This is a genomic window from Paracoccus albus, assembly GCF_027913035.1.
GTDB lineage: Bacteria > Pseudomonadota > Alphaproteobacteria > Rhodobacterales > Rhodobacteraceae > Paracoccus > Paracoccus albus.
On the sequence record NZ_CP115775.1, the window covers coordinates 2743295 to 2769445 of the forward strand.

General features: G+C 60.9%; 22 protein-coding genes and 1 riboswitch. Of the genes, 13 read left to right on the top strand and 9 right to left on the bottom strand.

All coding sequences use genetic code 11. The annotated features are described in order from the left end of the window. Positions 1 to 89 precede the first annotated feature (89 nt). From PAF20_RS13855 to PAF20_RS13875, 5 genes are read left to right on the top strand one after another with little or no spacing between them, the layout of a single operon-like run. On the top strand, positions 90 to 737 hold the full coding sequence (locus tag PAF20_RS13855; protein ID WP_271071190.1) for a carbonic anhydrase: 648 nt from the start codon (positions 90 to 92) through the stop codon (positions 735 to 737). After that, positions 737 to 1924, top strand: coding sequence for an MFS transporter (locus PAF20_RS13860; RefSeq protein WP_271071191.1), 1188 nt, complete (start codon positions 737 to 739; stop codon positions 1922 to 1924). The genes PAF20_RS13855 and PAF20_RS13860 overlap by 1 nt, the downstream gene beginning before the upstream one ends. After that, positions 1917 to 2957, top strand: a complete 1041-nt coding sequence (locus PAF20_RS13865; protein WP_271071192.1) for a glycosyltransferase family 4 protein — start codon at positions 1917 to 1919, stop codon at positions 2955 to 2957. Before PAF20_RS13860 ends, PAF20_RS13865 begins: the two co-directional genes overlap by 8 nt. Then, the gene (locus PAF20_RS13870) at positions 2954 to 3580 is read left to right on the top strand and encodes a glycosyltransferase family 29 protein (protein ID WP_271071193.1); all 627 of its coding nucleotides are present in this window, start codon (positions 2954 to 2956) and stop codon (positions 3578 to 3580) included. Before PAF20_RS13865 ends, PAF20_RS13870 begins: the two co-directional genes overlap by 4 nt. A gap of 54 nt (positions 3581 to 3634) precedes the next feature. Further along, positions 3635 to 4195, top strand: a complete 561-nt coding sequence (locus PAF20_RS13875) for a thermonuclease family protein (protein ID WP_271071194.1) — start codon at positions 3635 to 3637, stop codon at positions 4193 to 4195. Positions 4196 to 4280: 85 nt separating this feature from the next. Here PAF20_RS13875 and pheT read toward each other — a convergent pair whose 3' ends face one another. Beyond that, the gene (pheT, locus tag PAF20_RS13880; RefSeq protein WP_271071195.1) at positions 4281 to 6686 is read right to left on the bottom strand and encodes a phenylalanine--tRNA ligase subunit beta; all 2406 of its coding nucleotides are present in this window, start codon (positions 6684 to 6686) and stop codon (positions 4281 to 4283) included. 166 nt (positions 6687 to 6852) lie between these two features. Then, a complete protein-coding gene (locus PAF20_RS13885) occupies positions 6853 to 7338 on the bottom strand; it encodes a hypothetical protein (RefSeq protein ID WP_271071196.1) in 486 nt (161 codons plus the stop codon). Positions 7339 to 7456: 118 nt separating this feature from the next. Between PAF20_RS13885 and PAF20_RS13890 the strand changes: the two genes are divergently transcribed. Continuing rightward, positions 7457 to 7681: a hypothetical protein gene (locus tag PAF20_RS13890; protein WP_271071197.1), complete on the top strand. Its 225-nt coding sequence runs from the start codon at positions 7457 to 7459 to the stop codon at positions 7679 to 7681. Positions 7682 to 7697: 16 nt separating this feature from the next. Here PAF20_RS13890 and PAF20_RS13895 read toward each other — a convergent pair whose 3' ends face one another. Both PAF20_RS13895 and PAF20_RS13900 read right to left on the bottom strand, forming a co-directional pair. Continuing rightward, positions 7698 to 8138 (bottom strand): DUF6173 family protein, encoded by a 441-nt coding sequence (locus PAF20_RS13895; RefSeq protein WP_271071198.1) that lies wholly within the window; start codon positions 8136 to 8138, stop codon positions 7698 to 7700. Between the two features lie 314 nt (positions 8139 to 8452). Next, a complete protein-coding gene (locus PAF20_RS13900; RefSeq protein WP_271071199.1) occupies positions 8453 to 10162 on the bottom strand; it encodes an SEL1-like repeat protein in 1710 nt (569 codons plus the stop codon). A gap of 227 nt (positions 10163 to 10389) precedes the next feature. Between PAF20_RS13900 and PAF20_RS13905 the strand changes: the two genes are divergently transcribed. From PAF20_RS13905 to PAF20_RS13930, 6 genes are all read left to right on the top strand, one after another. Beyond that, a complete protein-coding gene (locus tag PAF20_RS13905) occupies positions 10390 to 12825 on the top strand; it encodes a beta-mannosidase (protein ID WP_271071200.1) in 2436 nt (811 codons plus the stop codon). A gap of 2 nt (positions 12826 to 12827) precedes the next feature. Beyond that, complete coding sequence (locus PAF20_RS13910) at positions 12828 to 13838, top strand: LacI family DNA-binding transcriptional regulator (protein ID WP_271071201.1); 1011 nt, start codon at positions 12828 to 12830, stop codon at positions 13836 to 13838. Between the two features lie 45 nt (positions 13839 to 13883). After that, positions 13884 to 14064, top strand: a riboswitch (cobalamin riboswitch). 160 nt (positions 14065 to 14224) lie between these two features. Continuing rightward, entirely contained in the window at positions 14225 to 16069 is a 1845-nt protein-coding gene (locus PAF20_RS13915) for a TonB-dependent receptor plug domain-containing protein (protein WP_271071202.1), read from the top strand. Further along, positions 16063 to 16845, top strand: a complete 783-nt coding sequence (locus tag PAF20_RS13920) for an ABC transporter substrate-binding protein (RefSeq protein ID WP_271071203.1) — start codon at positions 16063 to 16065, stop codon at positions 16843 to 16845. Before PAF20_RS13915 ends, PAF20_RS13920 begins: the two co-directional genes overlap by 7 nt. Beyond that, positions 16842 to 17816, top strand: coding sequence for a FecCD family ABC transporter permease (locus PAF20_RS13925; protein WP_271071204.1), 975 nt, complete (start codon positions 16842 to 16844; stop codon positions 17814 to 17816). Before PAF20_RS13920 ends, PAF20_RS13925 begins: the two co-directional genes overlap by 4 nt. Next, positions 17816 to 18556 (top strand): ABC transporter ATP-binding protein, encoded by a 741-nt coding sequence (locus PAF20_RS13930; RefSeq protein ID WP_434802923.1) that lies wholly within the window; start codon positions 17816 to 17818, stop codon positions 18554 to 18556. Before PAF20_RS13925 ends, PAF20_RS13930 begins: the two co-directional genes overlap by 1 nt. A gap of 27 nt (positions 18557 to 18583) precedes the next feature. On the opposite strand, the gene katG is transcribed toward PAF20_RS13930, so the two are convergent. Continuing rightward, entirely contained in the window at positions 18584 to 20764 is a 2181-nt protein-coding gene (katG, locus tag PAF20_RS13935; RefSeq protein ID WP_271071205.1) for a catalase/peroxidase HPI, read from the bottom strand. A gap of 142 nt (positions 20765 to 20906) precedes the next feature. On the opposite strand from katG, the gene PAF20_RS13940 reads away from it, so the two are divergent. Beyond that, entirely contained in the window at positions 20907 to 21794 is an 888-nt protein-coding gene (locus PAF20_RS13940) for a hydrogen peroxide-inducible genes activator (RefSeq protein ID WP_271071206.1), read from the top strand. Positions 21795 to 21812: 18 nt separating this feature from the next. On the opposite strand, the gene PAF20_RS13945 is transcribed toward PAF20_RS13940, so the two are convergent. From PAF20_RS13945 to osmF, 4 genes are read right to left on the bottom strand one after another with little or no spacing between them, the layout of a single operon-like run. Then, positions 21813 to 22553 carry an ABC transporter permease gene (locus PAF20_RS13945; RefSeq protein WP_271071207.1) on the bottom strand — a complete coding sequence of 247 codons (741 nt, stop codon included), beginning with the start codon at positions 22551 to 22553 and terminating at the stop codon, positions 21813 to 21815. Next, positions 22550 to 23491 carry an ABC transporter ATP-binding protein gene (locus PAF20_RS13950; protein WP_271071208.1) on the bottom strand — a complete coding sequence of 314 codons (942 nt, stop codon included), beginning with the start codon at positions 23489 to 23491 and terminating at the stop codon, positions 22550 to 22552. Before PAF20_RS13950 ends, PAF20_RS13945 begins: the two co-directional genes overlap by 4 nt. Then, the gene (locus PAF20_RS13955; RefSeq protein ID WP_271071209.1) at positions 23488 to 24687 is read right to left on the bottom strand and encodes an ABC transporter permease; all 1200 of its coding nucleotides are present in this window, start codon (positions 24685 to 24687) and stop codon (positions 23488 to 23490) included. Before PAF20_RS13955 ends, PAF20_RS13950 begins: the two co-directional genes overlap by 4 nt. A gap of 57 nt (positions 24688 to 24744) precedes the next feature. Further along, the gene (gene osmF / locus PAF20_RS13960; protein WP_271071210.1) at positions 24745 to 25653 is read right to left on the bottom strand and encodes a glycine betaine ABC transporter substrate-binding protein OsmF; all 909 of its coding nucleotides are present in this window, start codon (positions 25651 to 25653) and stop codon (positions 24745 to 24747) included. Between the last annotated feature and the right edge of the window lie 498 nt (positions 25654 to 26151).

The following is a 26151-nucleotide window of genomic DNA, read 5'->3' on the forward strand; positions in this document are numbered from 1 at the left end:
GCTTATAATATTATTACCCGCAGGCGGAAAATTCGCTCGAATTCAAGGAAAACACGTCATATCTGTGACACGGGACGAAAGGGACGCCTATGCATAACGCCAAGCTTCTGCCGCATTACCTCATCAACCGCTACAATGGCTGGCGGGCAACGACATTTGCTGAAAACCGCGCATGGTATGGCCGCCTTGCCGATGAAGGCCAGCGGCCCCGCGCCATGATCATTTCCTGCTGCGATTCTCGTGTGCATGTCAGCTCGATCTTCGGCGCCGATTCGGGAGAGTTCTTTATTCACCGCAATATCGCCAACCTCGTGCCGCCCTATACGCCCGACGGGCAGCAGCACGGCACCTCTGCCGCTGTTGAATATGCCGTGCAGGCGCTGAAGGTCGCGCATGTGATCGTCATGGGCCACACGAAATGCGGCGGGGTGGCGGGTTGTCACGCCATGTGTTCGGGCAGCGCACCTGAGCTGGAAGACGAATCCAGCTTCGTCGGCCGCTGGATGGATATCCTGCGCCCCGGCTATGATCGCATCTCCGGCCTGCCAGAGGGGGAGCAGGTCCCCGCCCTGGAACGTGAAGCCGTCATGGTCTCGCTGGAAAACCTGATGAGCTTTCCCTTCGTGCGCGAAGCCGTCGAAAGCGGCCATATGAGCCTTCACGGACTGATTCACGACATAGGCGACGGCACGCTGTTCCAGTATGATGGCAGCGCCGGGCAGTTCGTGCGCGCCTGATGCGTCAATTCACGGCGGGAATCTGGATGCTGGTGCTGGGCTATATGCTCAGCCAGTTCTACCGCGCCTTCCTTGCCGTGCTCAGCACCGACCTTCGGGCAGAGCTTGGGGCAGCGCCGGGCGACCTTGCCATATCTTCGGGCGTCTGGTTTGTCGCGTTCGCCCTCATGCAGATCCCGGTCGGTGGGTGGCTGGACCGGAACGGGCCGCGCAAGACCGCATCCGACATGATGTTCGTCACCGCCGCCGGTGCTGTGGTCTTTGCCATCGCAACCGCACCGTGGCACCTGCATGTCGCGATGGCGCTGATCGGGATCGGCTGCGCTCCGGCACTGATGGGCGCCTATTACATCTTCGCACACGATTTCCCGAAGCGTGATTTCGGCACATTGGCGGGCACCTTCGTCGCGGCAGGGGCGCTTGGCAACCTGCTCAGTGCCACGCCCCTCGTCAGCGTGTCAGAGGCGATTGGCTGGCGTTCCACACTCTGGCTGATGGTGGGCATCACGCTTGCCGTAGCCATTGGCGAGCGCCTGGTGGTGCGCGACCCTGCGCGGCTGGACAACGCTCACCCCATCGGCAGGCTGTCCGACATCCTGCGCATCCGGGCGCTGTGGTTCGTCCTGCCGCTTTTCGCGGTCAATTACGGTGTCTCCGCCGCGATCCGGGGGTTGTGGGCCGGCCCTTATCTCGAAGATGTCTTTGTCGCATCCCCGCAGACCGTCGGCCACGCGACCCTGCTGATGGGCATCACCATGATCCTTGGCAACTACTTCGCCGGGCCACTGGTCGGCTGGATCGGTTCGGTCCGGCGCACGATCCTGATCGGCGCGGCAGCCACATTGGCGGTCACGGTGACGCTGTGGCTGCTGCCCGACAACAGCATGCCGCTCTCCATCCTGCTGCTGGCGCTGATCGGCCTGTCGGGCGCATCCTATGTGTTGCTGATCGCGCATGGCCGCGCTTTTCTGCCGCCGCATCTGGTCGGTCGGGGCATCACATTCCTGAACATGCTGTCCATCGGCGGCACCGGTATCCTGCAATTCGGCTCTCGCCCCATCTATCAGTGGACGCTTGCCAATGGCGGGCCGATCGCCGCCTATTCGACGGTCTTCCTGTCCTTCAGCATCCCTCTTGCGATAGGGTTGGCACTGTACTTCCTGACGCCAGAGGCCCCGAATGACTGAACCGAACGAGATTGAGGTCGTCGCCCCCAACCTGAAACGCCGTTTGTCAGGCGTGACGGCCACCGTGGTGCGGCTGATCCCGGCTCAGGCTGGCATGATCGGGATCACCACGACCGGGCCGGGCCTGCCGCCGGAACTGCCGCATATCACGTTGGCACAGGCCGCGCGCCTGCCGCGCAACCGCTGGCGGGTCTGGCATTCGCGGCGCAATACGGAAATGGCGCTTGGGCTGATCTTCCGGCGCCTGCTGGGGCGGAGATACAAGCTGCTGTTCACCTCTGCCGCGCAGCGTCATCATACCGGTTTCACCAAATGGCTGATCCGCCAGCAGGACGCGCTGATCGCCACATCGCCCAAAGCCGCATCCTATCTGGAGCGTGAGGCAAAGGTCATCCTGCACGGCGTCGATACAAACGTCTTCCGCCCCGCAGAGGATAAACAGGCCCTTCGCCGCGAATTGGACCTCGACCCGGATGCCGTGCTGATCGGCTGTTTCGGACGGGTGCGGGCGCAGAAGGGTGTCGATCTCCTGGTGGGCGCGGCACTGGCGCTGTTTCACGCGCATCCGAAAGCGCAGCTTGTGTTTACCGGCCGGATCACGCGCGACAATCAGGATTTCGTGGATGATCTGCAAAAGCAGATCGGGGCGGCAGGTCTGACCGACCGCATCCATTTCCTTGGCGAACTGCCGTGGGAAGATGTCGTGCGTCATTATCAGGCGATGGACCTGTTCGTCGCGCCCGCCAGATGGGAGGGCTTTGGCCTGACGCCGCTAGAGGCGATGGCCTGCGCCGTCCCCGTCGTCGCCACCCGCGTCGGCGCCTTCGAGACCCTGATAAAGGACGGCGAAACCGGCAGCCTCGTGCCAGCCGACGATCAGGATGCACTGACCGCCGCCATCAGAGACTGGCTGCAAAACCCGGACAAGCGACAGGCCGCCGGCCGCGCCGCGCTGAACCATGTCCGCCAGAACCACGATATCGAGGGCGAGGCCCGTGCCATCGTCGACACCTACCGCGAGCTTCTGGCGTGACGCCCCTGCGCTTCTATATCGCCCGCCTGCTGCGGAACGAGGATATGCTGGCCACTCTCTCGGTCCGGCAATCCGCCCTTCTGGCAGCTCTGAAAGGCAAGACCGTGGCGCTTGTCGGCAATGCCCGCGCACTGTCCGACGGCAATAAGGGCGCAGAGATCGACGCCCATGACATCGTCATCCGCATCAACCTCGCCCCCATGCCGTCTCCCGAAAGCCACGGCACCCGCACGGATTGGCTTGGCCTCGCAACCCGCCTGCCCAGGGCCGAGCGCAAGCGTATCCAACCCGGCCGCATCCTGTGGATGTCGCACAAACGCAAACGCCTGGACCACCGCAGCGCCCATTCGCAAGGTTTCTATATGCACCCGCTTGAGGATTACGAGGCACTCAGGGAAAAGATCGGCGCACAGCCCACCACCGGCGCGCTGCTGATCGCACTACTGCTGAAATCGGAACTCGCCCGGCTGGACCTCTACGGCTTCGATTTCTTCGCCTCAAAATCCCTGTCCGGCAGCCGCTCCGCCGATCAGGTGCCGCATGATTTCGGCTCGGAAGCAGAGTGGGTGGAAGGTTTGATAGCAGCCGAGCCGCGCCTGCATTTGCATCGGTTGGGGTCGTGACACCGGATGACAGATGAGAGCCCATCTGGCATCCGCCAATAACAGGACAACTACATGGAAATTTGGTTCATTCTTCTTGTGCTCGTAGCTGTTTGCGCGCGGGCGTTACGAGGAAAGCGGTCACCTCACAAGAAAGTCCATAGCGGCAGCTTGCCCTCCTTCGAAAAGAAGAGCGCAAGCCCGCCTCCTGCAAGAACAGTAATTCGAGGGGCCGCCTATGTTATTGATGGAGATACCGTGGTTATCCAACGAACCCAAGTGCGCTTGTTTGGCATTGATGCCCCCGAGCTAGAACACCCTTACGGAAGGCAAGCCAAATGGGCATTGGTTTCATTATGCAAGGGGAAGAAGGTCAGTGCAGAAATTGTCGCAATAGACGATCACGGTCGAACCGTTGCCCGATGCTATCTTGAAAATGGCGGCGACCTCTCGGCCGAAATGGTCAAGCTTGGCCTAGCTATCGACTGGCCTAAACACTCAGGCGGCAAGTATAGTTCATTGGAAATCCCTGGCGTGAGGAAAAAGCTTTGGCTCGCTGACGCTCGGCAAAAAGGCCGAATGCACGTTTGGGAACAATACGAAGCAAGAAAACACGCTGCTGCGAAACTGAAGTAGCTGGCGGCCTTGTTCCGCATAACCGCCACCCCAAACAAAAGCCCCGCAAGACATCGCGGGGCCTCCCTCTCACATCCACAAGCCCTTAACTCCGCAGCACGCCGCCGACAGCCTTCGCAACCTTCTCTACGATCTTCGCAGAGACCGCTTCGATATCGGCATCGGTCAGCGTCTTGTCGCGCGGCTGCAACCGGGCGGTGATCGCGACCGACTTCTTGCCCGCGCCCATCTGCGCCTCGGCCTTGTCGCCGGTGAACTGGTCAAAGACGCGAACATCCTCGATCAGCGCCTTGTCGGCACCCGCAGCGGCATTCACCAGTTTCAACGCCTCGACATCCTTATCGACGACGAAGGCAAAGTCACGCTCCACCGCTTGCAGGGCCGAGGCATCAAGCGCCGAGCGGGTCGGCGTGCTGGATTTCGGCAGCGGCACATTCGGGATGTGAACGGTAAAGGCAACTGCCGGGCCTTTCACATCCATCTCTCGCAGAATCTTTGGGTGAACCTCGCCGAATGTCGCCAGACGGTTCGGGCCAAGCTGGATATTGCCCGACCGGCCCGGATGCCACCAGCCGTCCAGCTTGCGGTCGATCTGGAACTTTGCTGGAGCGCCAATGGCCGCCAGCACCGCCTCTGCATCCGCCTTGGCGTCATAGACATCGACCGGACGGCGCGAGCCAAAGGGATCGCGCGGCGCGACCGAGCCGACCAGCAGGCCGGTCAGGCACAGGGCCTGCTCTCCCGGCTCGCCACCCGAAAAGACCGGCCCGCATTCGAACAGCGCCAGATCGGCAAAGCCGCGCGCCTGATTACGCGCCGCCGCCGCCAGCAGGCCCGGCAGCAAATCCGGGCGCATATGCGTCATCTCGGATGAGATCGGATTGTCCACGCGCACCGCATCATCGCCACCACCGAACAGCGCGGCGGCCTTCTGGTCAATGAAACTATAGGTCACACATTCATTGTAGCCCAGTTGCGCCGCCATCCGCCGCGCCGTCTTTTCGCGGCGCTGCAGGGGCGTCAGAACCGGCAGCGGGACACCCGGCTGCGGCCGCGCCATCGGCTGACCGACCAGACGGGTCAGGCTGGCCACCCGCGCGATCTCCTCGATCAGGTCGGCCTCGCCCAGCACATCCGGGCGCCAGCTTGGCACATGGGCCTTGTCGCCCTCCATCTCGAAGCCCAAAGCCTCCAGCGTCTGGCGCTGCACAGCGTCGTCGATCTCCATGCCGACAAGGCTGACGACGCGGTTCGTATCCAGCCAGTAACTGCGCGAGTGGTCCGGCACCGCACCCGCCGTCACCGGCCCCGACGCCTCGCCACCGCAAAGATGCAGCACCATCTGCGTTGCCAGATCAAGACCCGGTAGCGTGAACTCCGGGTCAACGCCGCGCTCGAAACGGTAGCGCGCGTCTGAATTGATCTTCAGCGCCCGCCCCGTCGCAGCCGTGCTGATCGGGTCGAAATAGGCGGCCTCGATGAACACGTCCGTGGTATCATCCTGAGAACCCGACGCCGCGCCACCCATCACGCCGGCAATGGATTCCACGCCATTGTCATCACAGATCACCACCGCACCTTCCGGCAGGGTGTATTCCTTGTCATCAAGTGCGACCAGCTTTTCGCCCGCCTTCGCCGCGCGCAGGCGCAAATCACCCGTCACCTTGCTGACGTCAAAGACATGCAGCGGGCGATTCAGGTCATAGGTGAAGTAATTCGTGATATCGACCAGTGTGTTGATCGGACGCAGCCCGATGGCGCGCAGCCGCTTCTGCATCCAGTCCGGAGACGGCCCGTTCGTCAGGCCCCGCACCACGCGGCCCGAGAAGAAGGGCGCTTTCGCGGCAATATCAGCGTCAATCATGACATTGACCGGGCTGGCGAATTTCGCCTCGATATTCGCCTCAGCAAGTGGTTTCAGGCTGCCCAGACCCCGCGCCGCCAGATCACGGGCGATACCGCGCACCCCAAGCGCATCGGGCCGGTTCGGCGTGATCGCAATGTCGAAAACCGGGTCGATCTTGTCAGGCGCATTCACAGCCAGCCAGTCGGTGAACTTTTGCCCAACCTCACCAGAGGGCAGCTCGATGATGCCATCATGCTCATCGCTCAGCTCAAGCTCACGCTCAGACGCCATCATGCCGTGGCTTTCGACGCCGCGGATCTTGCCGACGCTCAGGGTTGTGTCGATGCCGGGAACGTAGTCACCCGGCTTCGCCAGCACCCCGATCAGCCCGGCCTTCGCATTGGGCGCACCGCAAACGATCTGCTTCTCACCCTCATCGGTTTCCACACGCAGCACCCGCAGCCGGTCCGCATCGGGATGCTGCTCGGCAGAGGTGACTTTCGCGATGGTAAACCCGTCCAGCTTCGCGGCGGGGTCGATGATCTCTTCGACCTCCAGCCCAAGATCGGTCAGAACCCGTCCGATCTCTTCGACAGAGGCGTCGGTTTCCAGATGATCCTTCAGCCAGGACAAGGTGAATTTCATGTCTGCGTTCCCATGCGTTTCGGGCCGTTATCGGTTGGCGCTGACTTAAACCAAGACGCGGCGGAAGAACAGGGCCGCGCAAGCCGCGTGGCGGGCCGGCGTATCTGCAGCATATATACGGGTTTCATACGCGATATATACGAATTGCGCAGGCGGTTCTTAAGGCTCAGGTAAACAGCCCGATGGTGGCAAAAATCGCGCCCGCCACCAGCCATGCGGCTTTGTTCTGCCGCGCCGCGGCCCCAATCGCCAGACAGGGCACCGCCAGAAACCACGGCCAATGCGCCGCCATCCCTGCCGACAACCCCTCCATCTGCGAAGGCGCGATGAGCGCCAGAAAATAGCTTATGGCAGCCAGAAAGCCAAAGTAGCAGGCGGTCCCGATTCCCAGTTCAAGCACCTGCCGCTCGGCCTTCTGAGTGTTCCAGAAATAGCTGCCCCGCAGATGTCCCCGCGTCAGCGTAATCAGCGTGACGATCAGAAAACAGAATGCAGAAATCCCCAGCACAGGCAGCAAAAAAGCCCGCGTGATCGCGCTTGCGGCTGTCGCCCCGCGTTCAACCGAAACAGCATCGACAAGCCCGAAAAGGCTGATCGACGTCATGAAAGCGATTGCATAAAGGGTCAGCGTCGTGTGCTTTGTATCGGTCATGCGGGCGTCCTGTTCGTGCAAGTGCTGGCGAGTCGCCTTTAAGGATAGCCTGCCGTTGTTTCACTGTCATCAGACGCGAGCAGGAGGTAACGAAAGGGTCAGTTTGCAACAGGATCAGATGCAGGAATTGCTGGTCTTCATCTGCGTGCCTCCTATTTGCGCGACAGTTATTTATCTGTGGTATCTGGCCCGCAATTCACTCGAAGCGAAGGTCATTGTCGTCTTTCTCTGGCTGACCGCACTGAGCATAAGTGTGGTTCTCGGCGGCTCATACATCCTCGTGATGGGCAGCGCCTCTGCCCTGATGGCGCTGTTCATCTTTGTCAGGCTGTGGAAGTTCTGAGCAGCCGCGCAGCGCCTTAGATTTCCGCGCCGAAGCCGATACGGTAGGGTTCCTGTTCTGCCACCGGAGGCACCGCCACCAGCATGAAGTTCAATTGCGAGACATGCTGGACAACCGCGACCTGCTGCTTCCCGCCCAGAAGCCCGTAAAATTCGATGATATTGGGATTGCGGTAGCCCATGCCACGCACATGAACCGCGCGTTCGCCCCCATAATTGGCCAGCCTTATGCCCAGTTCAAAATGCTCGGGCAGGTTAGCCTGAAAGGCCTTTACCCGTGTGAGAAGATGGTTGAACACCTCTTCGGCCGCATGAAGCGTCGCCTGATCCGCCTCATCCCCCTGAGGCCAAAGATCCTCTGCAATCGCCGGAACGGGAATCATTTCGACTGAAGCCGGTGCCTCACCCTTGGGTTCTTCCGATGTCTTCGCTGCCTTCGCTTTCGGCTTTTTGGTCATGGGTTCCTGCTTTGCTCTGTGGAAACAGGATGCACATAAGCAGGCAAAAGTTGAAGCCCCGGCCGCCAGTTCAAAATGGCCAATTACATCCGCCGGAACTCAATGCGTCTTATCAACGCGTCAGAACCTGCTGAATACTACGGCCCACTTAACGGAACCCCGTGCGGCGGCCGGCAGTTTACCTGGACGGCGGCAATGGTGATCGAGTTTTTGCGCGATCAAAACCGGTAGCCACCGGAATTTCCGCAAAGGGACTAACTCCCCCTTCAAGAACGCCCCGGCCCGCATAGTTTTGTGGGCCGGGGCAACTGTTTTTATTCACCAGCGAAACGGGTCGCCAGCTGCTGCCCTGTCCAGTCGTCAAGCGCCAGATCAGCAGCTTCGTCGCGCGCGGTGATCCAGTCAGGCTCCCCGTCAAAGCGTGTATCCAGCCGTGCGATCAAGGACTTGGCCTGAGCATCCCCGGCGGCCGCGGCCGAGCCCGCCAGCCGGCGCGCAATGGCATAGCTGCGCGGCACACCATCGCCTTCCGCATAGGCAAGTGCGGCGTCGCGCAATGCCCCGACTGAAGCAAATGCCTCGGACGGGACGGCGCTGTCCGCGGCTGCCTGCGCCGCCAAAAGCTCCGACATGGTCAATTGACCTTCAATCTGGTCAAGCGCTGCGGGTGCATCCGCGCTGCCAAGCTCTGCAGCCTTCTGGGCATGGCCATATGCGGCGGCTGGATCCGATTCCGCACCAAGCCGGGCGACGGTCAGCATGGCATCGGCATTATCTTCCAGCGGCGAAAGCAGTTCGATTGCCCGACGGGTGTTCTTCGGCAGACCCCGACCGTCGGCAAGCGCCACACCCAATGCAAACGGGTCAGAGATGCTATCCGGCGTTGCGATCAGTGCGAGCGGAGGAGTCGGCGCCGCGTTCGAGAAAACCGGCTGCATCAGAGCAACTGCATCTTCGGGGGATTCCCACTCTGTCGTTTCAAAGTCGATCGGTTCATCCGGGCGCACTTCGACGGTGACGCGACCGGGCTCTTGCAGGAAGTTGCGAAGCGCATCAGCAAGGGCTTCCTGAGCAGCGCGAAGCTCTGTCCCCGGCTCTGCCGTGATGACGGCGCCGACAGCATCAGGGCCGGCCATCTCCGGCGGGATCATGGGCTGAAGGCGTTCCCACACGCCAAGGTTTTCGACAGAAAGATGCGCAGAGCGCAAGGTGCCGCGGAACCCTGCTTCTGGCTCATCGGATCCATAACTGTCCGGCTCGATGAAATTTCCGTTCTCGTCAAAGCTAGGCGCTTCCAGTGGATCGTCAATCCGATAGGGATCGTCCTGCGCCATCATTTCTTCGATAATGCCGGGCATGGAAAACGTGACATAGTCAAAATCGGCATTGCCCTCTATGCGGGCTATGCCCGGACTGACAGCCTGTATATCAAGCGTTGTCGCGCCGCTGCCCGAGATCTGCCGGATATCGACGATCAGCGAATCCAGCGGGATGGAAGGACCACCTGTCACGATCCCGATCATGGCAGCATTCGGGCCGAAGCAGTTATTGGCAATTGCAAGATCGCTGAGCTCCACCCGGTTGCGCATATCCTCGCCCCCGAAGAAGGTCATGCCCGAGATATCCACCTTGCCAAGTGAGACAGAGCAGTTTTCATATTCGCCTATACCGTCGATCTGCAGATTGCGCAGCGTCATCGCACCGCGCTTGTTGTCCACCTCTAGCGCGCCATAACGAATGTCGGTGACAATGCGGCCATAGGACACCGCCAGACGAGTCAGGCTGGCAGACAGGTTTGCCGCCGTGAAGCCGCTATCCTCGCTTCCGGCCGCCGATGCAGCGCCGGTACTTCCCACGACGATCGCCGCGACAACCGCCAGCGGCAGAAGCTGCAACGCAGAGGTACTGCCGAACGGCGCAACAATGGGGTCGTCATAAGGTTGATCGGTCTGGGCCTGTGCCGCGCCGGTAATAATCATGGAAACTGCAGTGCCCGAAGCGATGCCGCGAATAATTGAACTCATCGAAAACTCCCTCATTGAACGCTTGCGTTTAACAGAAGAACAGACAGCCATGTTTTGCAACCCGTTCACAATGACTCGGTTAGCGACATTTGCGACGCACGAAGTTGCGGCCGGTCTCCCGCGAACCGCCAAAGCCTTCCGGTCGTTTCCAGACGCCGCCTGTTGACAATTTTCCGGTCGACGCAGATAGGCTTGGTTTATCGTTAAACCCAAGGGAAATTCATGCCATGACAGATCAGCAGGAGATCGACCTTTCGCGCAGTTGGGAACTGTCACAGATCGGTGGGAATGCGCGTGCAGCGATTGATTTTCCGGGCGACGTGCATTCTGCGCTGCTCAACGCAAAGGTCATTGCCGATCTCTATTGGCGGGATCGGGAGACCTCTCTGGATTGGGTACACGAAAGCGAATGGTTGGCAGAGCGGACATTCACGCTGCCCGACGACGCGAAGGCGAGATATGTTCTGACGTTAAGCGGCGTGGACTGTCATGCGGTTGTCAGCATCAATGGCAAGCCCGTCGGAGAGACAGAAAATCGCTTTCTTCGCTACGACCTCGATATCACCGAGGCACTGGTCGCGGGACAGAACCACCTTTCGGTGCACTTTCTGTCGAATTCCACCATTGCTGAGGCGAAATCTGCGGCGTCGCCCTTCCCCATTCCGCATATCTTTTGGAACAACCGCCTGCCGCACTACAATTTTCTGCGCAAACCCCAATGCGACGCGGGTTGGGACTGGAACATCGCCCTGTCGCCTATTGGCATTTACGGCGATATCCGCCTGCGCAGGATCGAAAATATCCGGCTGGATGACATGATGGTCCGGCAGCATCACCGCGATGGCCGGGTCACGGTAGAGGTTGAACTTCTGGCCCATGCGACCGAACCCGCCATTGATCAGGCAACGCTGGCTTTGGACGGTGCGGTCGTCGCGACCGATGTTCAGCTTTGGCCCGGACAGAACCGGGTCAGGCTGAGCGTCGAAATCACCGCGCCGCGGCTTTGGTGGCCTGTGGGCCACGGCGCACAGGAATTTTACGATCTGACCGTCTCTATCGGCGATCAGCAGCGAGAAATGCAGATCGGTTTGCGAGAGATAGAGCTTGACACAAGCCCCGATGCGATCGGCCACCGTTTCGCGTTCCGCGTCAATGGCCGGGATATCTTCATGCGTGGCGCGAACTGGATTCCTGCCGATGCCCTGCCCGCCCGCGCCACGAAAGAACGCGTCGCGGACCTGCTGGACAGCGCGGTCGAGGCGAACATGAACATGATCCGCATCTGGGGCGGTGGCACATATGAGGCCGATTGGTTCTATCAAATGTGCTCTGAACGCGGGTTGCTGGTCTGGCAGGACTTCATGTTTGCCTGCAATCTTTATCCCGCCGCCGACAGGCAATGGCTGGACAATGTCCGGCTAGAGGCGCGTCAGCAGATACGTCGTTTGTCGGCGCATCCGTGCCTTGCCCTGTGGTGCGGCGATAACGAGTTGGTCGGTGCGCTGAACTGGTTCGATGAAAGCAAGGCGGACCGGGACCGTTATCTCGCCATGTATGACCGTCTGAACCACGCGCTTGAGGAGGCGATTGAGGATGAGGCCCCCGATGTGCCGTGGTGGCCCTCCAGCCCATCCGTCGGGCGGCTGAACTTTGGCGACGGATGGCACGACGACAGTTCAGGCGACATGCATTTCTGGGACGTCTGGCACTCCGCCAAGGATTTCGAGCATTACCGGACGGTCCGGCCCCGCTTCTGTTCCGAATTCGGCTTCCAGTCCTTCCCCTCTGCCCGCGTCATCGACAGTTTCACAGAGCCTCGGGACCGGAATGTCTCATCGGCGGTGATGGACGTTCACCAACGCAACCCCGGCGGCAACAGCCGCATTGTCGAGACCTTGGCACGCTATTTCCGCTTCCCCGACGGGTTTGAGAACATGACGTGGCTCAGCCAGATCAGTCAGGCACTGGCGATGAAAACGGCCATAGAGTTCTGGCGCAGCAACAAGCCGCGCAGCATGGGCACGCTGTATTGGCAATTGAACGACACCTGGCCCGTCGCCAGTTGGGCCAGCCTTGAATATGGCGGTGGCTGGAAGGCTTTGCACTATGCCGCGCGGCGCTTCTATGCGCCCGTTCTGATCAGCGCCCAGCCCGCAACGGACGGGGACGATATCGTTCTGTGGGCAGTGAACGATACGCCATCCCCGGTGTCACTGACTGTGGCCATTCGCAGCGTGCGTATGTCCGGACAGGTTGACGAGATCCGTACTGCGCAGGTTTCGGTCCCCTGCGATCGTGCTGTCGAGGTTACGAGCATCCGGCGCGATGAGATCGCCGCCGATGCCTTCCTGCACTTCGACTGGACGGATGGCGGTGCGCATGTCGGAGAGAATGAGTTCCTGCCGCTGCGGCCGAAAGAATATGACCTGGGTAATCCGAATATTTCTGCCATTGAAGACATAGATGCAGACGGCCGCCAGACCGTCACGCTGACGACCGACCGCCCGGCGCTTTGGGTGAGTTGGGATCACGGCGGTGACACCGTCTGGTCGGACAATTACATCACGCTGCTTCCGGGTCAGCCACGGCAATTGTCCGCCCAACGGCACCGCCATTCGCACCTGCCCCCGCAGGTCTCACAGGCCAGGGCGTTGCGGGGATAGCTATGGCTAAGAAAAATCACGCGCCGGTCACCCTGAAATCCGTGGCAGAGGAATTGAACGTTTCCGTTACCACCGTCGCAAGGGCATTGAAGGACGGCCACAAGATCAGCCCGGCAATGGTCCAGAGGGTCAGGGACACCGCCGAAAGGATGGGCTATGTGCGCAACCTTGAAGGCGCAAAGCTTCGATCCGGCAAGACGCTGGTCATCATCCCGTTCCTTCAGGTCTCGCAAGAAGAGGAGGTCGGGGATTCCGGCTCTGTGGGATTGCTGAACGGTATACACGACCGCCTGTCCCACAGCGATTATGCCGTCCGTGCGGTTCCGACATCCGCAGCCGCGCAATCGTTGGAACGGATTCAGGAAACGGTCCGTGGTCGGTTGGCCGATGGCATCATCCTCGACCACATCGCACCACAGGACGCCCGTGTCAGCTATCTTCGATCACAGGGGTTTCCCTTTGTCACCTTTGGTCGAACCGATACTCCAGACCGTCACGCCTGGTTCGACATCGACAATGAACACGCCGCCTGGCAAGGGACCGATGCGCTTCTGCGTGGCGGCCACCGCCGCATCGCCTTGCTGGATGGCGACCCGCAACTCAGCTTTGTTCATCAGCGATTGCACGGTTATCAGCGCGCGTTGCGCGACCACGGCATCGAGGCAGAAGCCGCGTTGCAACGCCACGGCGTGACCGCCGCCGATATGGCCCGCAAAGCTGCCCGTGACCTGCTGGAACAGGGCGCGGACGGGTTTGTCTGCGTGAATGAACTGGTGTTTCTTGGCGCGCTCGCCGGGGTGCGTGACAAGCGCGGCGGCGACATCGGCGGGATCGGTTTCTCGCTGCGCTCTGGCACCAATCTTGCAAGCTATGTCGCGAGCCACGCCTTTGCCTCGCACTACTCTCGGCAACAGGCGGGCTGGCACCTGGCTGATCTGCTGTTGCGACAGATCACGGGTGATAACGTAGCCAATTGCCAGAAGCTGGTCAGAACGGAACTCAGACCATCCTGATCAATGGACCACACAGAGAATGCTTGACCACTGCGTGACCTGCGGTCATTGAAGCGGTGCTCAGGTTCCGGTGCCAACCACCGGTGAAAAGGGAACACGGTCAAATCCGTGGCTGCCCCCGCAACTGTAAGCGGAGAGCGACGCCGATCACGCCACTGGGAAACCGGGAAGGCCGGCGAAGCTGCGACCCGCAAGCCAGGAGACCTGCCGGGGCATTCACCCTTTCCGGGGCGCGGGGCGCGTCCAGGAGGCGGCACGACCCGCAGCGGTGATGACCTCACCCCTGCGGAGATTCTGCAGGACATTTTTCACCGCCGGCCCGAATATGCAGGGCCCCAGAGAAAGCCAAGCAGATGCGAACGATCCTATTCCTCAGCCTCACTGCAATGCCAACGACCGCGCTTGCCCAGCAAACACAGCCCATCGTGCTGGATACCATTTATCTCGATGCCGGTCTTACCCCGATTGAACAGCAGGCATATGGCCGCGCGAATACCGTCATCACGGGTGAAGAACTGGAAGCATCCGGCGTGGCAACCGTTCAGGATGCGCTGCGCCGCGTTCCCGGCGTCGCCGTCAGCGGGTCTGGTGAAAGCAACACTCAGGTTCGCATTCGCGGCGCAGAGGGCAATCACACGCTGGTGTTGGTCGACGGCATCCGGGCGATGGCCGGGGCGCAGGAATATTTCTTCTCGGGCATTCCGTCGGCCAATATCGAGCGGATCGAGGTGCTTCGCGGCCCTCAATCGGTGTTCTTCGGTGCAGACGCATCCGCCGGGGTTATCAACATCATCACCGATAAGGGCGAGCCCGGCACCACTGCCCGCGCCGGGGTAGAATATGGCGACGGCTGGTCGGGCTATGCGCATGTCAGCCGTCGCGACGATCGGGGCGGTGTCGCGCTGAGCTTCAGCCGGCGCAACGATCATGGCTATGACATCTCTGGCAGCAGGGGCGGCGATGATGACGGGCTGCGGCGCAGCGACATGCAACTGTCGGCCGACTATGCGCTGAGCGATGACATCCGTGCGGGCGTGAACTTGCGCCGCGCGGATCAGGAATACGAACATGACGCGGTTAGCTGGCCCCAAACAGGTCCCGACGGCTACCTGACCGACAGCAATGACCGGAAAGAGCGGGCAGAGCGTGGTGGCCGGATCTGGCTGGAGGCAGACACGCTGGACGGACGTCTGCGTCACAGGCTGGCCTACGAGCAGACGCGATATGAGTTTGATGATTTCCAGTGGACCCAGACCGAAGCGCGCACCGACATCCTGAAATATCGCGGCGTCTATGGCCTTGACGGTCGCGTTGATGATGCAGACCACACGATTGCGTTCGGGTTGGAACGTCGAAAGGATGAAAACAGCCTTGCGACCGATCAGCGCCGCCGCTCTGATTCGGCCATTGTCGAATATCGCGGTGCCTTCACGAATGGGCTGGATGTTCAGCTTGGGGTGCGTCGCGACGACAATGATGTGTTCAAGGATGCCACCACCTGGTCGCTCGGCCTGTCCTATCAACTGCCGAACGCGCCGGTGCGGCTTCACGCCTCTGCCGGGACCGGCGTGGTCAACCCCGACTATGCCGAGTTGTTCGGCGCTTATGGCTATGTCGGCAATCCCGACCTTCAGCCCGAAAAGAATCGTGGCTTCGACCTTGGTATCGAGGCAGAGCTTCTGGCCGGGCGCGCGGTCGTCGATCTGACCTATTTCCACGAAGATCTGGAAAATGAGATCACATGGAGCTTGACGAAGCGTCCAGACGGAACGAACTTCTTCAATCAGGAAGGGACCAGTAAGCGCCGGGGCGTCGAAATCGCCGCCAGCTATCAGGCAACGGATGACCTGACCATCGGTGCGGACTACACCTATCTTCATGCTAAAGACCCGGATGGCGGTGTCGAAACCCGCCGCCCGCGCCACCAGTTCGGGCTGAACGCGACCTATCTTTTTGCGGAAGGACGCGGCAGCCTGTCGGGCGATCTCACCTATGTCGCAGGGAATTTTGACGGCTATCCTGGTACAAGGCTTCCCGCCCCGAAAATTGGTCCAATTCCCAGAGAACTGCCTGACTACACCGTCGTTAACGTCGCGGCTGGATATGATGTCACGGACAATGTCCGGCTGACGGGCCGTGTGGTGAACCTGTTCGATGCAGAATACAGCGATCTTTGGGGATATCCGGCCCGTGGCAGAACGGCTTATCTCGGGCTGTCCACGACATGGTAAAACTTGCCGCCGCGCTTGCAGTGATGATTGCGGGCGCGGCCGCAGCCGCGCCGCCAAAGCGCGTCGTCTCGATCAACCTGTGTACCGATCAGCTTGCAATGCTTGTTGCCGCACCAGGTCAGCTTGTCTCCGTCTCTTGGCTGGCTGCCGATCCAAGTGTCTCTCTGATGGCGGAAGAGGCTGCGACGACTGGCCTCAACCACGGCAGCGCCGAAGAGGTCTTCGTCCAGCGACCGGAGCTTGTACTGGCAGGCACATATTCCACCGGGCCAGCGACGGATATGCTGCGGCGTCTGGGTATCAGGGTAGAGACATTGCCCCCTGCAAACTCCATCGCAGATGTCAGAGCAAACATCTTGCAGATGGGCAAGCTTTTGGGTCAGCCAGAACGGGCGGCTGATGTTCTGGTGCGATTTGACGCCGATCTTGCCGCAGTTCAACCCGGACCGTCGCGAGTGGCGGCGACCTATGCAGCGAACGGGTTCACAGCTGGTCCTGACAGTTTAAGCGCAGACATCCTGCGGCGTGCGGGGCTGATGGCCTTGTCAGAAAAACTCGGAACTAGTGGCGGCAAGCTGTCACTGGAAGAACTTGTGCTCGCAACGCCGGACATGATCGTCACCGGCAGCCGCTACGCCGCACCTTCGCGGGCAGAGGGCGTGCTGGATCATCCTGCTTTCGCGGCCATCCCTGCCACGCGCCGCACCGTCCCGGACCGCGACTGGATGTGCGGTTTGCCCGCGGTCGCTGCCACCGTTGCGGGGCTGGCGAAATGAAGGTCACGTTAGTGCTTGCCCTCTTGTGCCTTTGCCTGATGGTAGCCTCGGTCCTGATCGGCCCCGCAGAGGCCGGTCTGACAGAAAGCCTGCACGCATTGTGGACGGGCGACGGTGCTTTGGGTCTGGTCATGCGCGAAATCCGCCTGCCCCGCGCCGTTCTTGGGTTTCTGGTGGGCGCCTCGCTGGGTCTGTCGGGCGCGGCCATGCAGGGGTATCTGCGCAACCCTCTGGCAGAGCCGGGGCTGATCGGCGTGTCCGGTTCAGCGGCTTTGGGTGCCGTTCTTGCGCTGCATACGGGTTTCGTTGCCGCCTTTGCGTTGGCTCTGCCGCTTGCTGCGCTGTCGGGTGCTATCATCGCTGTTGGCCTTATCCTGATGCTGGCCGGGCCGGGAGGCAGTTCTCTTTCGCTTATTCTTGCCGGGGTGGCGATATCCGCCTTTGCCGCTGCGCTGACCTCTCTGGTGCTGAACCTGTCGCCGAACCCGTTTGCGGCCGGTGAGATCGTGTTCTGGATGATGGGCTCGCTTGCGGACAGGTCATGGGTGCATGTCATGCTGGCCGCGCCATTCATGGCGTGTGGCGGGCTGTTGCTTCTTGGCTGCGGTCGCGGTCTGGACGCACTGACGCTGGGCGAAGATGCCGCTGCCTCAATGGGAATCAACATGCGCGCCCTACGCGTTCAGCTTGTGATGGGCGTCGCCGCGATGGTCGGTGCGGCAACTGCCGTTGCCGGTGCAATCGGATTCGTCGGGTTGGTGGTGCCGCACCTTTTGCGGCGCAGTGTGGCCGGGCAGCCGGCCCTTTTGCTGCCGGCCTCTGCCGCCGGTGGGGCGGCTTTGGTGCTGGCCGCCGATATAGCGGTCAGGGTTGTCATGGCGGGCCGCGATCTGAAGCTGGGCGTTGTGATGGCGCTGATCGGTGCGCCGGTCTTTCTGCATCTGATCTGGCGTCAAAGGCGGGGGTTCTGATGGAAGTGAGCATCCGCGACCTGACTGTGAAACGCGGCGCCAAAACGGTGCTGGATCATGCGACCGTGAGTGTGGCACCCGGAGAGTTCATTGGCCTGATTGGCCCGAACGGCGCGGGCAAGACCACACTGATGCGCGCAATGCTGGGCCTGATCGGCGCGTCCGGCCACTCTGATCTGGCGGCAATGCCAGCCAACAGACGCGCTGCAATGGCCGCATGGCTGCCACAGCAGCGCGAAGCTGCCTGGCCCGTTAGTGTTGAACGCCTTGTCAGGCTGGGCCGCATCCCGCATCGCCGCCCGGATGCAGACGAAGACCTCGTTTCAAAGAGCATTGATCGCATGGGGCTGCAATCATTGCGCCACCGCCCGGTGACAGAACTTTCCGGCGGAGAATTGGCCCGCGCGCTGATCGCCAGAGCGCTTGCCCAGAACACGCCCCTGCTGATGGCAGATGAACCCATTGCGGGCCTTGATCCCGCCTATCAGATTGCGACGATGCAACTGTTTCGCGACCTTGCCGATGAGGGGCGCAGCGTCATCGCATCGCTGCATGATCTTGGCCTCGCAGCACGCCACTGCACGCGCCTTGTTATGATGGCTGGCGGCAGGATCATCGCGGATGGAAAGCCGCAGGACGTGCTGACAGCCGAACTTCTGGCTCGCACATTCGGGATTCGGGGATATTTCGCCGAAGCGAAAGAGGGGCCGGTGTTCCAGCCCCTCCACTTAGTGATGTGACGCCTGACTGAAGCAGTTGCGAGCCGTTCAGGCCGCAAGCCGTACGTCAAAACGATCAGCATCCATGACCTTGACCCAGGCCGCCACGAAATCGTTCACGAATTTCGCAGCATTGTCATCCTGCGCGTAGACTTCGGAATAAGCCCGCAGGATCGAGTTTGAGCCGAACACCAGATCCGCGCTCGTCGCGGTCCATTTGGCTTCGCCTGTCTTGCGATCCCGGATCTCATACAGGCCATTGCCGACCGGCACCCACCGATAACGCATATCGGTCAGGTTGACGAAGAAGTCATTCGTCAGCTGGCCTTCACGATCCGTGAAGACGCCATGTTTCGTGCCGCCATGATTGGTGCCGATCACACGCATGCCACCAACAAGCGCGACCATTTCAGGCGCTGTCAGGCCCAGAAGCTGGGTGCGATCCAGCATCATCTCTTCCGGGGCGACGACATATTCCTGCTTTGCGAAGTTGCGATAGCCGTCGGCCAAGGGCTCCATCGCATCGAAGGATGCCGCATCGGTCTGTTCATCCGTTGCGTCGCCGCGACCGGGTGTGAAGGGCACCGTCACGTCGAAACCAGCCGCTTTGGCCGCTTGCTCCACCCCGACGCTGCCGGCCAGAACGATCATATCTGCGACCGATGCACCAACCTCGGCCGCGATCGGCTCCAGCACCGACAGGACACGGGCCAGACGCTCCGGCTCATTTGCCTCCCAGTCCTTCTGGGGTGCAAGACGGATGCGCGCACCGTTGGCGCCGCCGCGCATGTCCGAGCCGCGATAGGTCCGCGCGCTGTCCCATGCCGTCGCAACCATATCGGCCATCGACAGTCCGGATGCCGCGATTTTCGCCTTGGCAGCCTGCACATCATATCCGGTCGAACCAGCCGGAACCGGGTCCTGCCAGATCAGATCCTCTGCCGGGACGTCCGGGCCGTAATAGCGAACCTTCGGCCCCATATCGCGGTGGGTCAGCTTGAACCAACCACGCGCGAAAGCGTCATCCAGTGCGGCCTGATCGCGATAGAACCGCTCGGCAATCTCGCGATAGATCGGGTCCATCTTGATTGCCATATCGGCGTCGGTCATGATCGGGTTCTGCCGGATCGAGGGGTCTTCGACGTCGACCGGTTTGTCCTCTTCCGCGATCGAGATCGGCTCCCACTGGTTGGCACCTGCCGGGCTTTTGCGCAGTTCCCAGTCATGTTCCAGCAGCATCTTCAGGTAGCCGTTGTCCCACTTCGTCGGCTCTGTCGTCCAGGCACCTTCGATGCCGCTGACCATCTGGTCACGTCCGATGCCGCGCCCTTTGGTGTTCATCCAGCCAAGCCCCTGCAACTCGACCCCGGCACCTTCCGGCGCATCGGTCAGGTTCTCGGCCAGACCGTTCCCGTGGCATTTGCCGATGGTATGGCCGCCGATGGTCAGCGCGACGGTTTCTTCGTCATTCATCGCCATGCGCTCGAACGTCTCGCGCATCTGGGCAGCGGTCTTCAGCGGATCGGATTGGCCGTTCACCCCTTCGGGGTTCACATAGATCAGGCCCATCTGAACTGCAGCAAGCGGGTTTTCCATCGTTTCGGGCTGATCGACGTTATCGTAACGCCCGTCAGACGGGGCCAGCCACTCTTTCTCTGCGCCCCAATAAGTATCTTTTTCCGGATGCCAGATATCTTCACGACCGAAGCCGAAGCCGAACGTTTTCAGACCCGCGACCTCATAGGCGATGGTCCCGGCAAGCGCGATCAGGTCGGCCCAGCTGACCTTGTTGCCGTATTTCTTCTTGATCGGCCAAAGCAGGCGGCGGCCCTTGTCGGTATTGGCATTGTCGGGCCAGCTGTTCAGCGGCGCGAAACGCTGGTTGCCCGAACCGGCACCGCCACGACCATCGGCGAGACGGTACGAACCGGCAGCGTGCCACGACACACGGGCAAACATGCCGACATAGCTGCCCCAATCAGCAGGCCACCAGTCCTGACTTTCGGTCATCAGCGCGCGAACGTCGTTCTTCAGCCCCTCAATATCAAGCTTTTTCAGCTCTTCACGATAGTTGAAATCCGGCCCCATCGGGTTCGTCTTCGAATCGTGTTGTGACAGGATGTCGAGGTTCAGCGACTTGGGCCACCAGCTTGTCACCGATTCTCCGCTAGAGGTCAGTCCTCCATGCATGACAGGGCACTTGCCCGTCGGAATATCATTGCCGTCCATAAGAAATCTCCTTGCTGGCTGGTCTCTGCCGCTGCAACTGAATGAAATAGCAGCAGAATGCGTGCATGTTCGCCGCGCAGTATAGCAACCCCGTTCGATCATGAATAATTGCAATTTCTTACGCGATCTATAAGATTATCTGATGCAGTCGGTGACACTGAAACAGCTTCGCTATTTTGAGGCCCTGGCCCGCACTGGCCAGTTCGGCCGCGCTGCCGAGGATTGTGCGATTACTCAGCCCGCCCTTTCCATGCAGATCAAAGAACTGGAAGGCCAGATCGGCGCACCACTGGTTGAACGCAGCGCGCGTCAGGTCCGTCTGACGGCATTGGGGCAGCAATTCGCCGTCCGCGCCAGAGAGATCATTCGTTCTGTCGATGAGCTTGGCTCCCTTGCCCGTGCGGAAAGCGACGATCTGTCTGGGCCATTGCGGATCGGCGTCATACCAACCGTCGCCCCCTATCTGCTGCCGCGCCTGATCCAGACTCTGGCCCATCAGTATCCGGCAGTTGACGCGCAACCACGCGAGACGGTGACGAAGCGTCTGATCGAGGACCTGTTGGAACTGCGACTGGACATCGCAATCGTTGCCCTGCCGGTGTCAGAGCCCACATTGCACGAAGAGCCGCTGTTCGACGAAGAGTTCGTTCTGGTCAGACCCGCCGCCGATGCCGATCGACCTGTCCCGAATGCAGAGAACCTGCAACAGATGCGCCTGCTTCTGCTGGAGGAAGGCCACTGCTTCCGCGATCAGGCATTGTCGTTTTGCAAACTCGCCAAGGCACCGCGCGGGCTGATGGAAGGAAGTTCGCTGGCAACGCTGGTGCAGATGGTCGGCGCGGGAATCGGCGTGACCCTGGTCCCGGAAATGGCCGTCGATATCGAAACCCGCAATACTCAGGTATCGGTGGCGCGGCTGGGCGCACCCAGACCGACGCGGACGATTGGCATGGTGTGGCGAAAATCCAACCCGCTGTCGGATAAGTTCGGCCAGATTGCCCGCATCGTTGCCGAGGTCGGGCAGAGCTGACCGTGACGGCAGCAAGCCTCAGCCCTGGCCGAGCCCTATTTTGCGGGCTGTTCGCGTCTCAAGCCTCTGGAACGCCTCATAGATCAGGATCGCCAGAAGGCCGACCACCAGACCGCCCTGCAAAACAAAGGCGGTGTTGGACGACAACAACCCGGCGATAATCACCTCTCCCAGCGTTTTGGCGGCGACGGTCGAACCGATGGTCGCGGTGGCCAGCGAAATGACGGCGGACAGACGGATACCGGCAAGGATCAGGGGCAAGGCCAGTGGCAATTCGATCTGCCAAAGCCGCTGGCGCCGTGTCAGGCCCATGCCCCGCGCGGCTTCTGCGACATCCGGCGGCTGGCTGGTCAGGCCCGTCAGCGTGTTCTCAAAGATCGGCAGCAGACCATACAGGAAAAGCGCCACCAGTGTCGGCCCGGCACCGAAGCCCATGACCGGCACGGCAAGCGCCAGAACGGCAACCGGCGGAAAGGTCTGGCCGACAGAGGTGATCGTGCGGGCAAGCGGCAGAAATTCGCGCCCGACTGGCCGCGTCACCAAAATGCCCAACCCGACCGCAACGATGGTCGAGGCGATGACCGCGACGGCCACCAGCCCAAGATGCGACAAGGTCAGGCTCATCAGGCTGGTCTGGGTGTAAATTGCGGGCGCATTGTTCTGGGTCAGCGGCTCAAACAGCCACGTAAAGCTGTGCGGGCTGAGAAGAAATGCCAGCAGGAACAGCGCCGCCAATCCCAGAAGAATACGGCCTGTCATGTTACAGCCGAGGCCTCTGCCTCGCCCGCTGCGAGTTCGCGCAGGCGTTCCAGCGTAACGATCCCGCCGCCCTCAACCGGCAAGGCATCGCGCCCGGACCAGAGGCATTCCGCCAATGCGTCGCGCAAGCTGTCCTGCGGTGAAATCGGCTCCCCCACAGCCTCTCCGGGCCGGACCAGATCGCCTACGCTGGACAAGGACAGCAAGCGGAATGGACGCTCACCACTGCCGATCAGCGCTTTGACGAATGGGGTGGCCGGTTTGGTCAGAATTTCCACCGGCGGGCCATATTGCAGCAGCCTGCCCTTATCCATCACCGCGATACGGTCACCCAGTGCCACCGCCTCTTCCATATCATGGGTGACAATGATCAGCGTCGTTCCAAGCTGGCGCTGAAGAACCCGCAAATCCTCCTGCGCTTTGGCCCTGATAACCGGATCGAGCGCACCGAAGGGTTCATCCATCAGCAGAAGTTCGGGTCGGGCAGCAAGTGCCCGCGCCACGCCAACGCGCTGCTGCTGTCCACCCGACAACTCATGCGGCGTACGATCACGAAACTCCGCCGGGTTTAGCTGGAACAGCTCCAGCAGTTCGTCAACGCGCGATCGGATTTCAGCGCCGGACCATTTCAGCAGCGTGGGAACGGTGGCGATATTCTGCGCCACCGTGCGATGGGGGAACAGGCCGTGCCCCTGGATGGCATAGCCGATGCGCCGCCGCAGCAGATGCGGCGCAAGTGTGGCTGTGTCGGTTCCTGCGATCAGGACCTTGCCCGACGTCGGCTCTACCAGACGGTTGATCATCCGCAGAAGCGTCGTCTTGCCAGAGCCGGAGGTTCCGACAAGCGCGGCGATCTGACCCTTTTCGACCGTCAGAGTGACATCATCAACGACCGTGTTCGCGTCGTATTGCTTGGTCAGGTTCTGGATCTCGATCATGTCCCTGTCCTTTTTACCTTGCTGTGATCCAGTGCCTCGACCAGCAGATCAAGCGCGATACCCGCCACCAGAGCGAGCGCAATCGTCGGCAGCGCCCCCAGCAGAACAAGATCCATCGCTGTCTGGTTGAGGCCCTGAAAGACGAAGGTCCCAAAGCCGCCGCCGCCGATCAGCCCGGCAATGACCGCGAGGCCAATATTCTGGACCAAGACGATCCTGACAGCCGCGATAATGACGGGAAGCGCCAATGGCAGCAGCACGCCGCGCAGAACCTGCGCATTCGTCATACCCAGCCCCAAAGCCGCATCGCGGGCCGCAGGCGAAACGCCGTTCAGACCCACAAGTGTGTTCGAGACCACCGGCAGCAGCGAATAAAGGAACAGCGCGACAAGCGCGGGGAATATGCCGATCCCTGCGATTCCCATCGAGGCTGCGCCGGGCACGTTCAAGGCGATCCATCCGAAGATCGGTATCATGATCCCGAACAAGGCAAGCGACGGGATGGTCTGCAGGATATTCAGCACGCCCAAAACGGGCCTGCGGAAACGTGGGCTCTGATAGATCGCGATACCGATGGGCAATCCCACCACCATCGCCGCACCCAGAGAGCCGAAGGCAAGGACAAGATGCTGCCAAGCCTCGCGCCAGAACACGTCCTTGCGGGCAGCGTATTCCCGCATGACCGAAACACCGTCCAGCCACCCGGACCAAAGGATCGCGCAGATCACAAGGATTGATCCGCCCAGCATCAGCCAACGCTGCGTCAGCGTCAGATGCATCCGCGAAAGCGCATCCGTCGCCATCAACGCAAAGGCCAGCAAAAGCAGCCAGAACCCGCTGGAGGGCGCGACACGTGCCATTGTATTGCCGTCTGGCGTCAGGGCCTGCGCCGTCGCCCCAAGCGCCAGCAAGGCTGCAACCACGCCCGCGAAGCCGATGACCAATCGCAGCCGCAGCGGCACACGGGCCGAAACCGCAGCCAGCAGGCCGCAAGCGAAAACGCCTGCCAGCAGCCACCCCATCGTGGCCAACGCGCCGGGAAGAAGCACACCTTCGCCCAACACGATGCGGTTCGCCTTGAACTGAACAAATGGCACGGATAGCCCGATCAGGCCGAGAACCGCGAACAACAGGCCGGGCCGACTGATGGCAGAGCCTGCTGCGTGGTGATCTGCGGATGCGGTCGCTTCGCTCATGGATATTGCAAGAGCGTCAGCCTTGACCGACCACACTCAGGCGGTCGGCGTCAGGCGTCACTCCAGTATGCCCTGCTGGGTCAGATAGTCGGTCGCGACGGCATTTGCCGGCTCGCCGCCGACCTGGATCCGGCCATTCAGCTCTTGCAGAGTCTCAAGCGTCAGCCCTTCGAATATCGGGTTCAGCACATCGGCGATCTCCGGATGTGCTTCCAGTGTCTCAGCCCGGACAACGGGGGCTGGCTGATACACAGGTTCGACCGATTTGTCGTCCGCCATGACAACAAGACCCGCCGGGGCAATGCCGCCATCGGTGCCGTAAACCATCGCCGCATTCACGCCCGAGGTCTGCTGCGCCGCCGCCGCGATGGTTGCAGCTGTGTCACCACCCGAAAGCTGAACCAGCTGATCGGGCGTCAGTTCAAAGCCATAAGCCGACTGGAAAGCTGGCAAAGCTGCGGGAGAGGTTACAAATTCGGTCGAGGCGGCAAGCTTTACCTCACCCCCATCCGCCACATATTTGCCGAAATCCGACATCGTCTTCAGGCTGCCCTCATCGGCCAGATCCTGCCGGACCGCGATGGCCCATGTGTTGTTCGCAGGCGAGGGCGCCAGCCAGATCAGGCCCGCTTCCTCATCAAGCTCTGCCGCGCGAGCGTAGCCTTCGGCGGCATTCTTCCAAACCTCGCTGTCAGCCTCGTTATGAAAGAACGCGGCATTGCCGGTATATTCGGGATAGATGTCAATCTGACCTGCGACCAAGGCATCACGCACGATGGGCGTCCCGCCAAGTTGCAACTTGTCCTGCACCGGCAGGCCTGCATTCTGTAGCGCAAGGAATATCATATTGCCAAGCAAACCGCCTTCGGTATCAATCTTCGACGATACCACGATATCTTGGGCCGAGGCTGCACCCCCAGCCAACCCGATCAGGGCGGCAGCGGCCAGAGTGTTCACACGGTTCATCAGAATCTCTCCTATTGCGGTCATTTGCTGTCATTGCGTTCTGTTTAGACGCGGTCGCAATCCCTAAAGTTTCATCGAAAGGCGAAAAGGGCGGAGTTGCAAGCAATTCGGCCCGGAAAGCAGCATTGGTGAAAGTACCGTGAAGGAAGGTCACCGCAGCCGATTTCAGCAAAACACGCGCAAGACCGGGCAAATCTGCGCAAATGCTATTGCACAACAACGCATTTTACCAAGGCATCATGAAAGCGGAACAACTCTACTGCACAGCGCGACGAAATCTGGTTCTGATCCGTTCAGGGCGATCTGGCGGGGCAGTAAATCGTATTTCTTAGCAGTTGGGGCCGTGATTAAAAAAGATCACTTCCTTTCAAATGCGCCTCGGCCGCGAACCGTTCGAGCGCGGGCGGAAATATCAAAGAAATTTACTCAGGCTCTAGACCCTCTCAGACAGCGGCGATAGAAACAGGCGACCGCGTGCAGCCAAGCATTCAGCCATAC

Bases quoted from the DNA above. Each gene is read 5' to 3' on its own strand.
- PAF20_RS13930 (WP_434802923.1), top strand. From the start codon at position 17,816: ATGGAAGTGAGCATCCGCGACCTGACTGTGAAACGCGGCGCCAAAACG.
- PAF20_RS13950 (WP_271071208.1), bottom strand. From the start codon at position 23,491: ATGATCGAGATCCAGAACCTGACCAAGCAATACGACGCGAACACGGTC.
- PAF20_RS13855 (WP_271071190.1), top strand. From the start codon at position 90: ATGCATAACGCCAAGCTTCTGCCGCATTACCTCATCAACCGCTACAAT.
- osmF (WP_271071210.1), bottom strand. From the start codon at position 25,653: ATGAACCGTGTGAACACTCTGGCCGCTGCCGCCCTGATCGGGTTGGCT.
- PAF20_RS13900 (WP_271071199.1), bottom strand. From the start codon at position 10,162: ATGAGTTCAATTATTCGCGGCATCGCTTCGGGCACTGCAGTTTCCATG.
- PAF20_RS13945 (WP_271071207.1), bottom strand. From the start codon at position 22,553: ATGACAGGCCGTATTCTTCTGGGATTGGCGGCGCTGTTCCTGCTGGCA.
- PAF20_RS13890 (WP_271071197.1), top strand. From the start codon at position 7,457: ATGCAGGAATTGCTGGTCTTCATCTGCGTGCCTCCTATTTGCGCGACA.
- PAF20_RS13875 (WP_271071194.1), top strand. From the start codon at position 3,635: ATGGAAATTTGGTTCATTCTTCTTGTGCTCGTAGCTGTTTGCGCGCGG.
- PAF20_RS13920 (WP_271071203.1), top strand. From the start codon at position 16,063: ATGGTAAAACTTGCCGCCGCGCTTGCAGTGATGATTGCGGGCGCGGCC.
- PAF20_RS13865 (WP_271071192.1), top strand. From the start codon at position 1,917: ATGACTGAACCGAACGAGATTGAGGTCGTCGCCCCCAACCTGAAACGC.
- PAF20_RS13955 (WP_271071209.1), bottom strand. From the start codon at position 24,687: ATGAGCGAAGCGACCGCATCCGCAGATCACCACGCAGCAGGCTCTGCC.
- PAF20_RS13885 (WP_271071196.1), bottom strand. From the start codon at position 7,338: ATGACCGATACAAAGCACACGACGCTGACCCTTTATGCAATCGCTTTC.
- PAF20_RS13915 (WP_271071202.1), top strand. From the start codon at position 14,225: ATGCCAACGACCGCGCTTGCCCAGCAAACACAGCCCATCGTGCTGGAT.
- pheT (WP_271071195.1), bottom strand. From the start codon at position 6,686: ATGAAATTCACCTTGTCCTGGCTGAAGGATCATCTGGAAACCGACGCC.
- PAF20_RS13925 (WP_271071204.1), top strand. From the start codon at position 16,842: ATGAAGGTCACGTTAGTGCTTGCCCTCTTGTGCCTTTGCCTGATGGTA.
- PAF20_RS13895 (WP_271071198.1), bottom strand. From the start codon at position 8,138: ATGACCAAAAAGCCGAAAGCGAAGGCAGCGAAGACATCGGAAGAACCC.
- PAF20_RS13910 (WP_271071201.1), top strand. From the start codon at position 12,828: ATGGCTAAGAAAAATCACGCGCCGGTCACCCTGAAATCCGTGGCAGAG.
- PAF20_RS13860 (WP_271071191.1), top strand. From the start codon at position 737: ATGCGTCAATTCACGGCGGGAATCTGGATGCTGGTGCTGGGCTATATG.
- PAF20_RS13905 (WP_271071200.1), top strand. From the start codon at position 10,390: ATGACAGATCAGCAGGAGATCGACCTTTCGCGCAGTTGGGAACTGTCA.
- PAF20_RS13940 (WP_271071206.1), top strand. From the start codon at position 20,907: ATGCAGTCGGTGACACTGAAACAGCTTCGCTATTTTGAGGCCCTGGCC.
- katG (WP_271071205.1), bottom strand. From the start codon at position 20,764: ATGGACGGCAATGATATTCCGACGGGCAAGTGCCCTGTCATGCATGGA.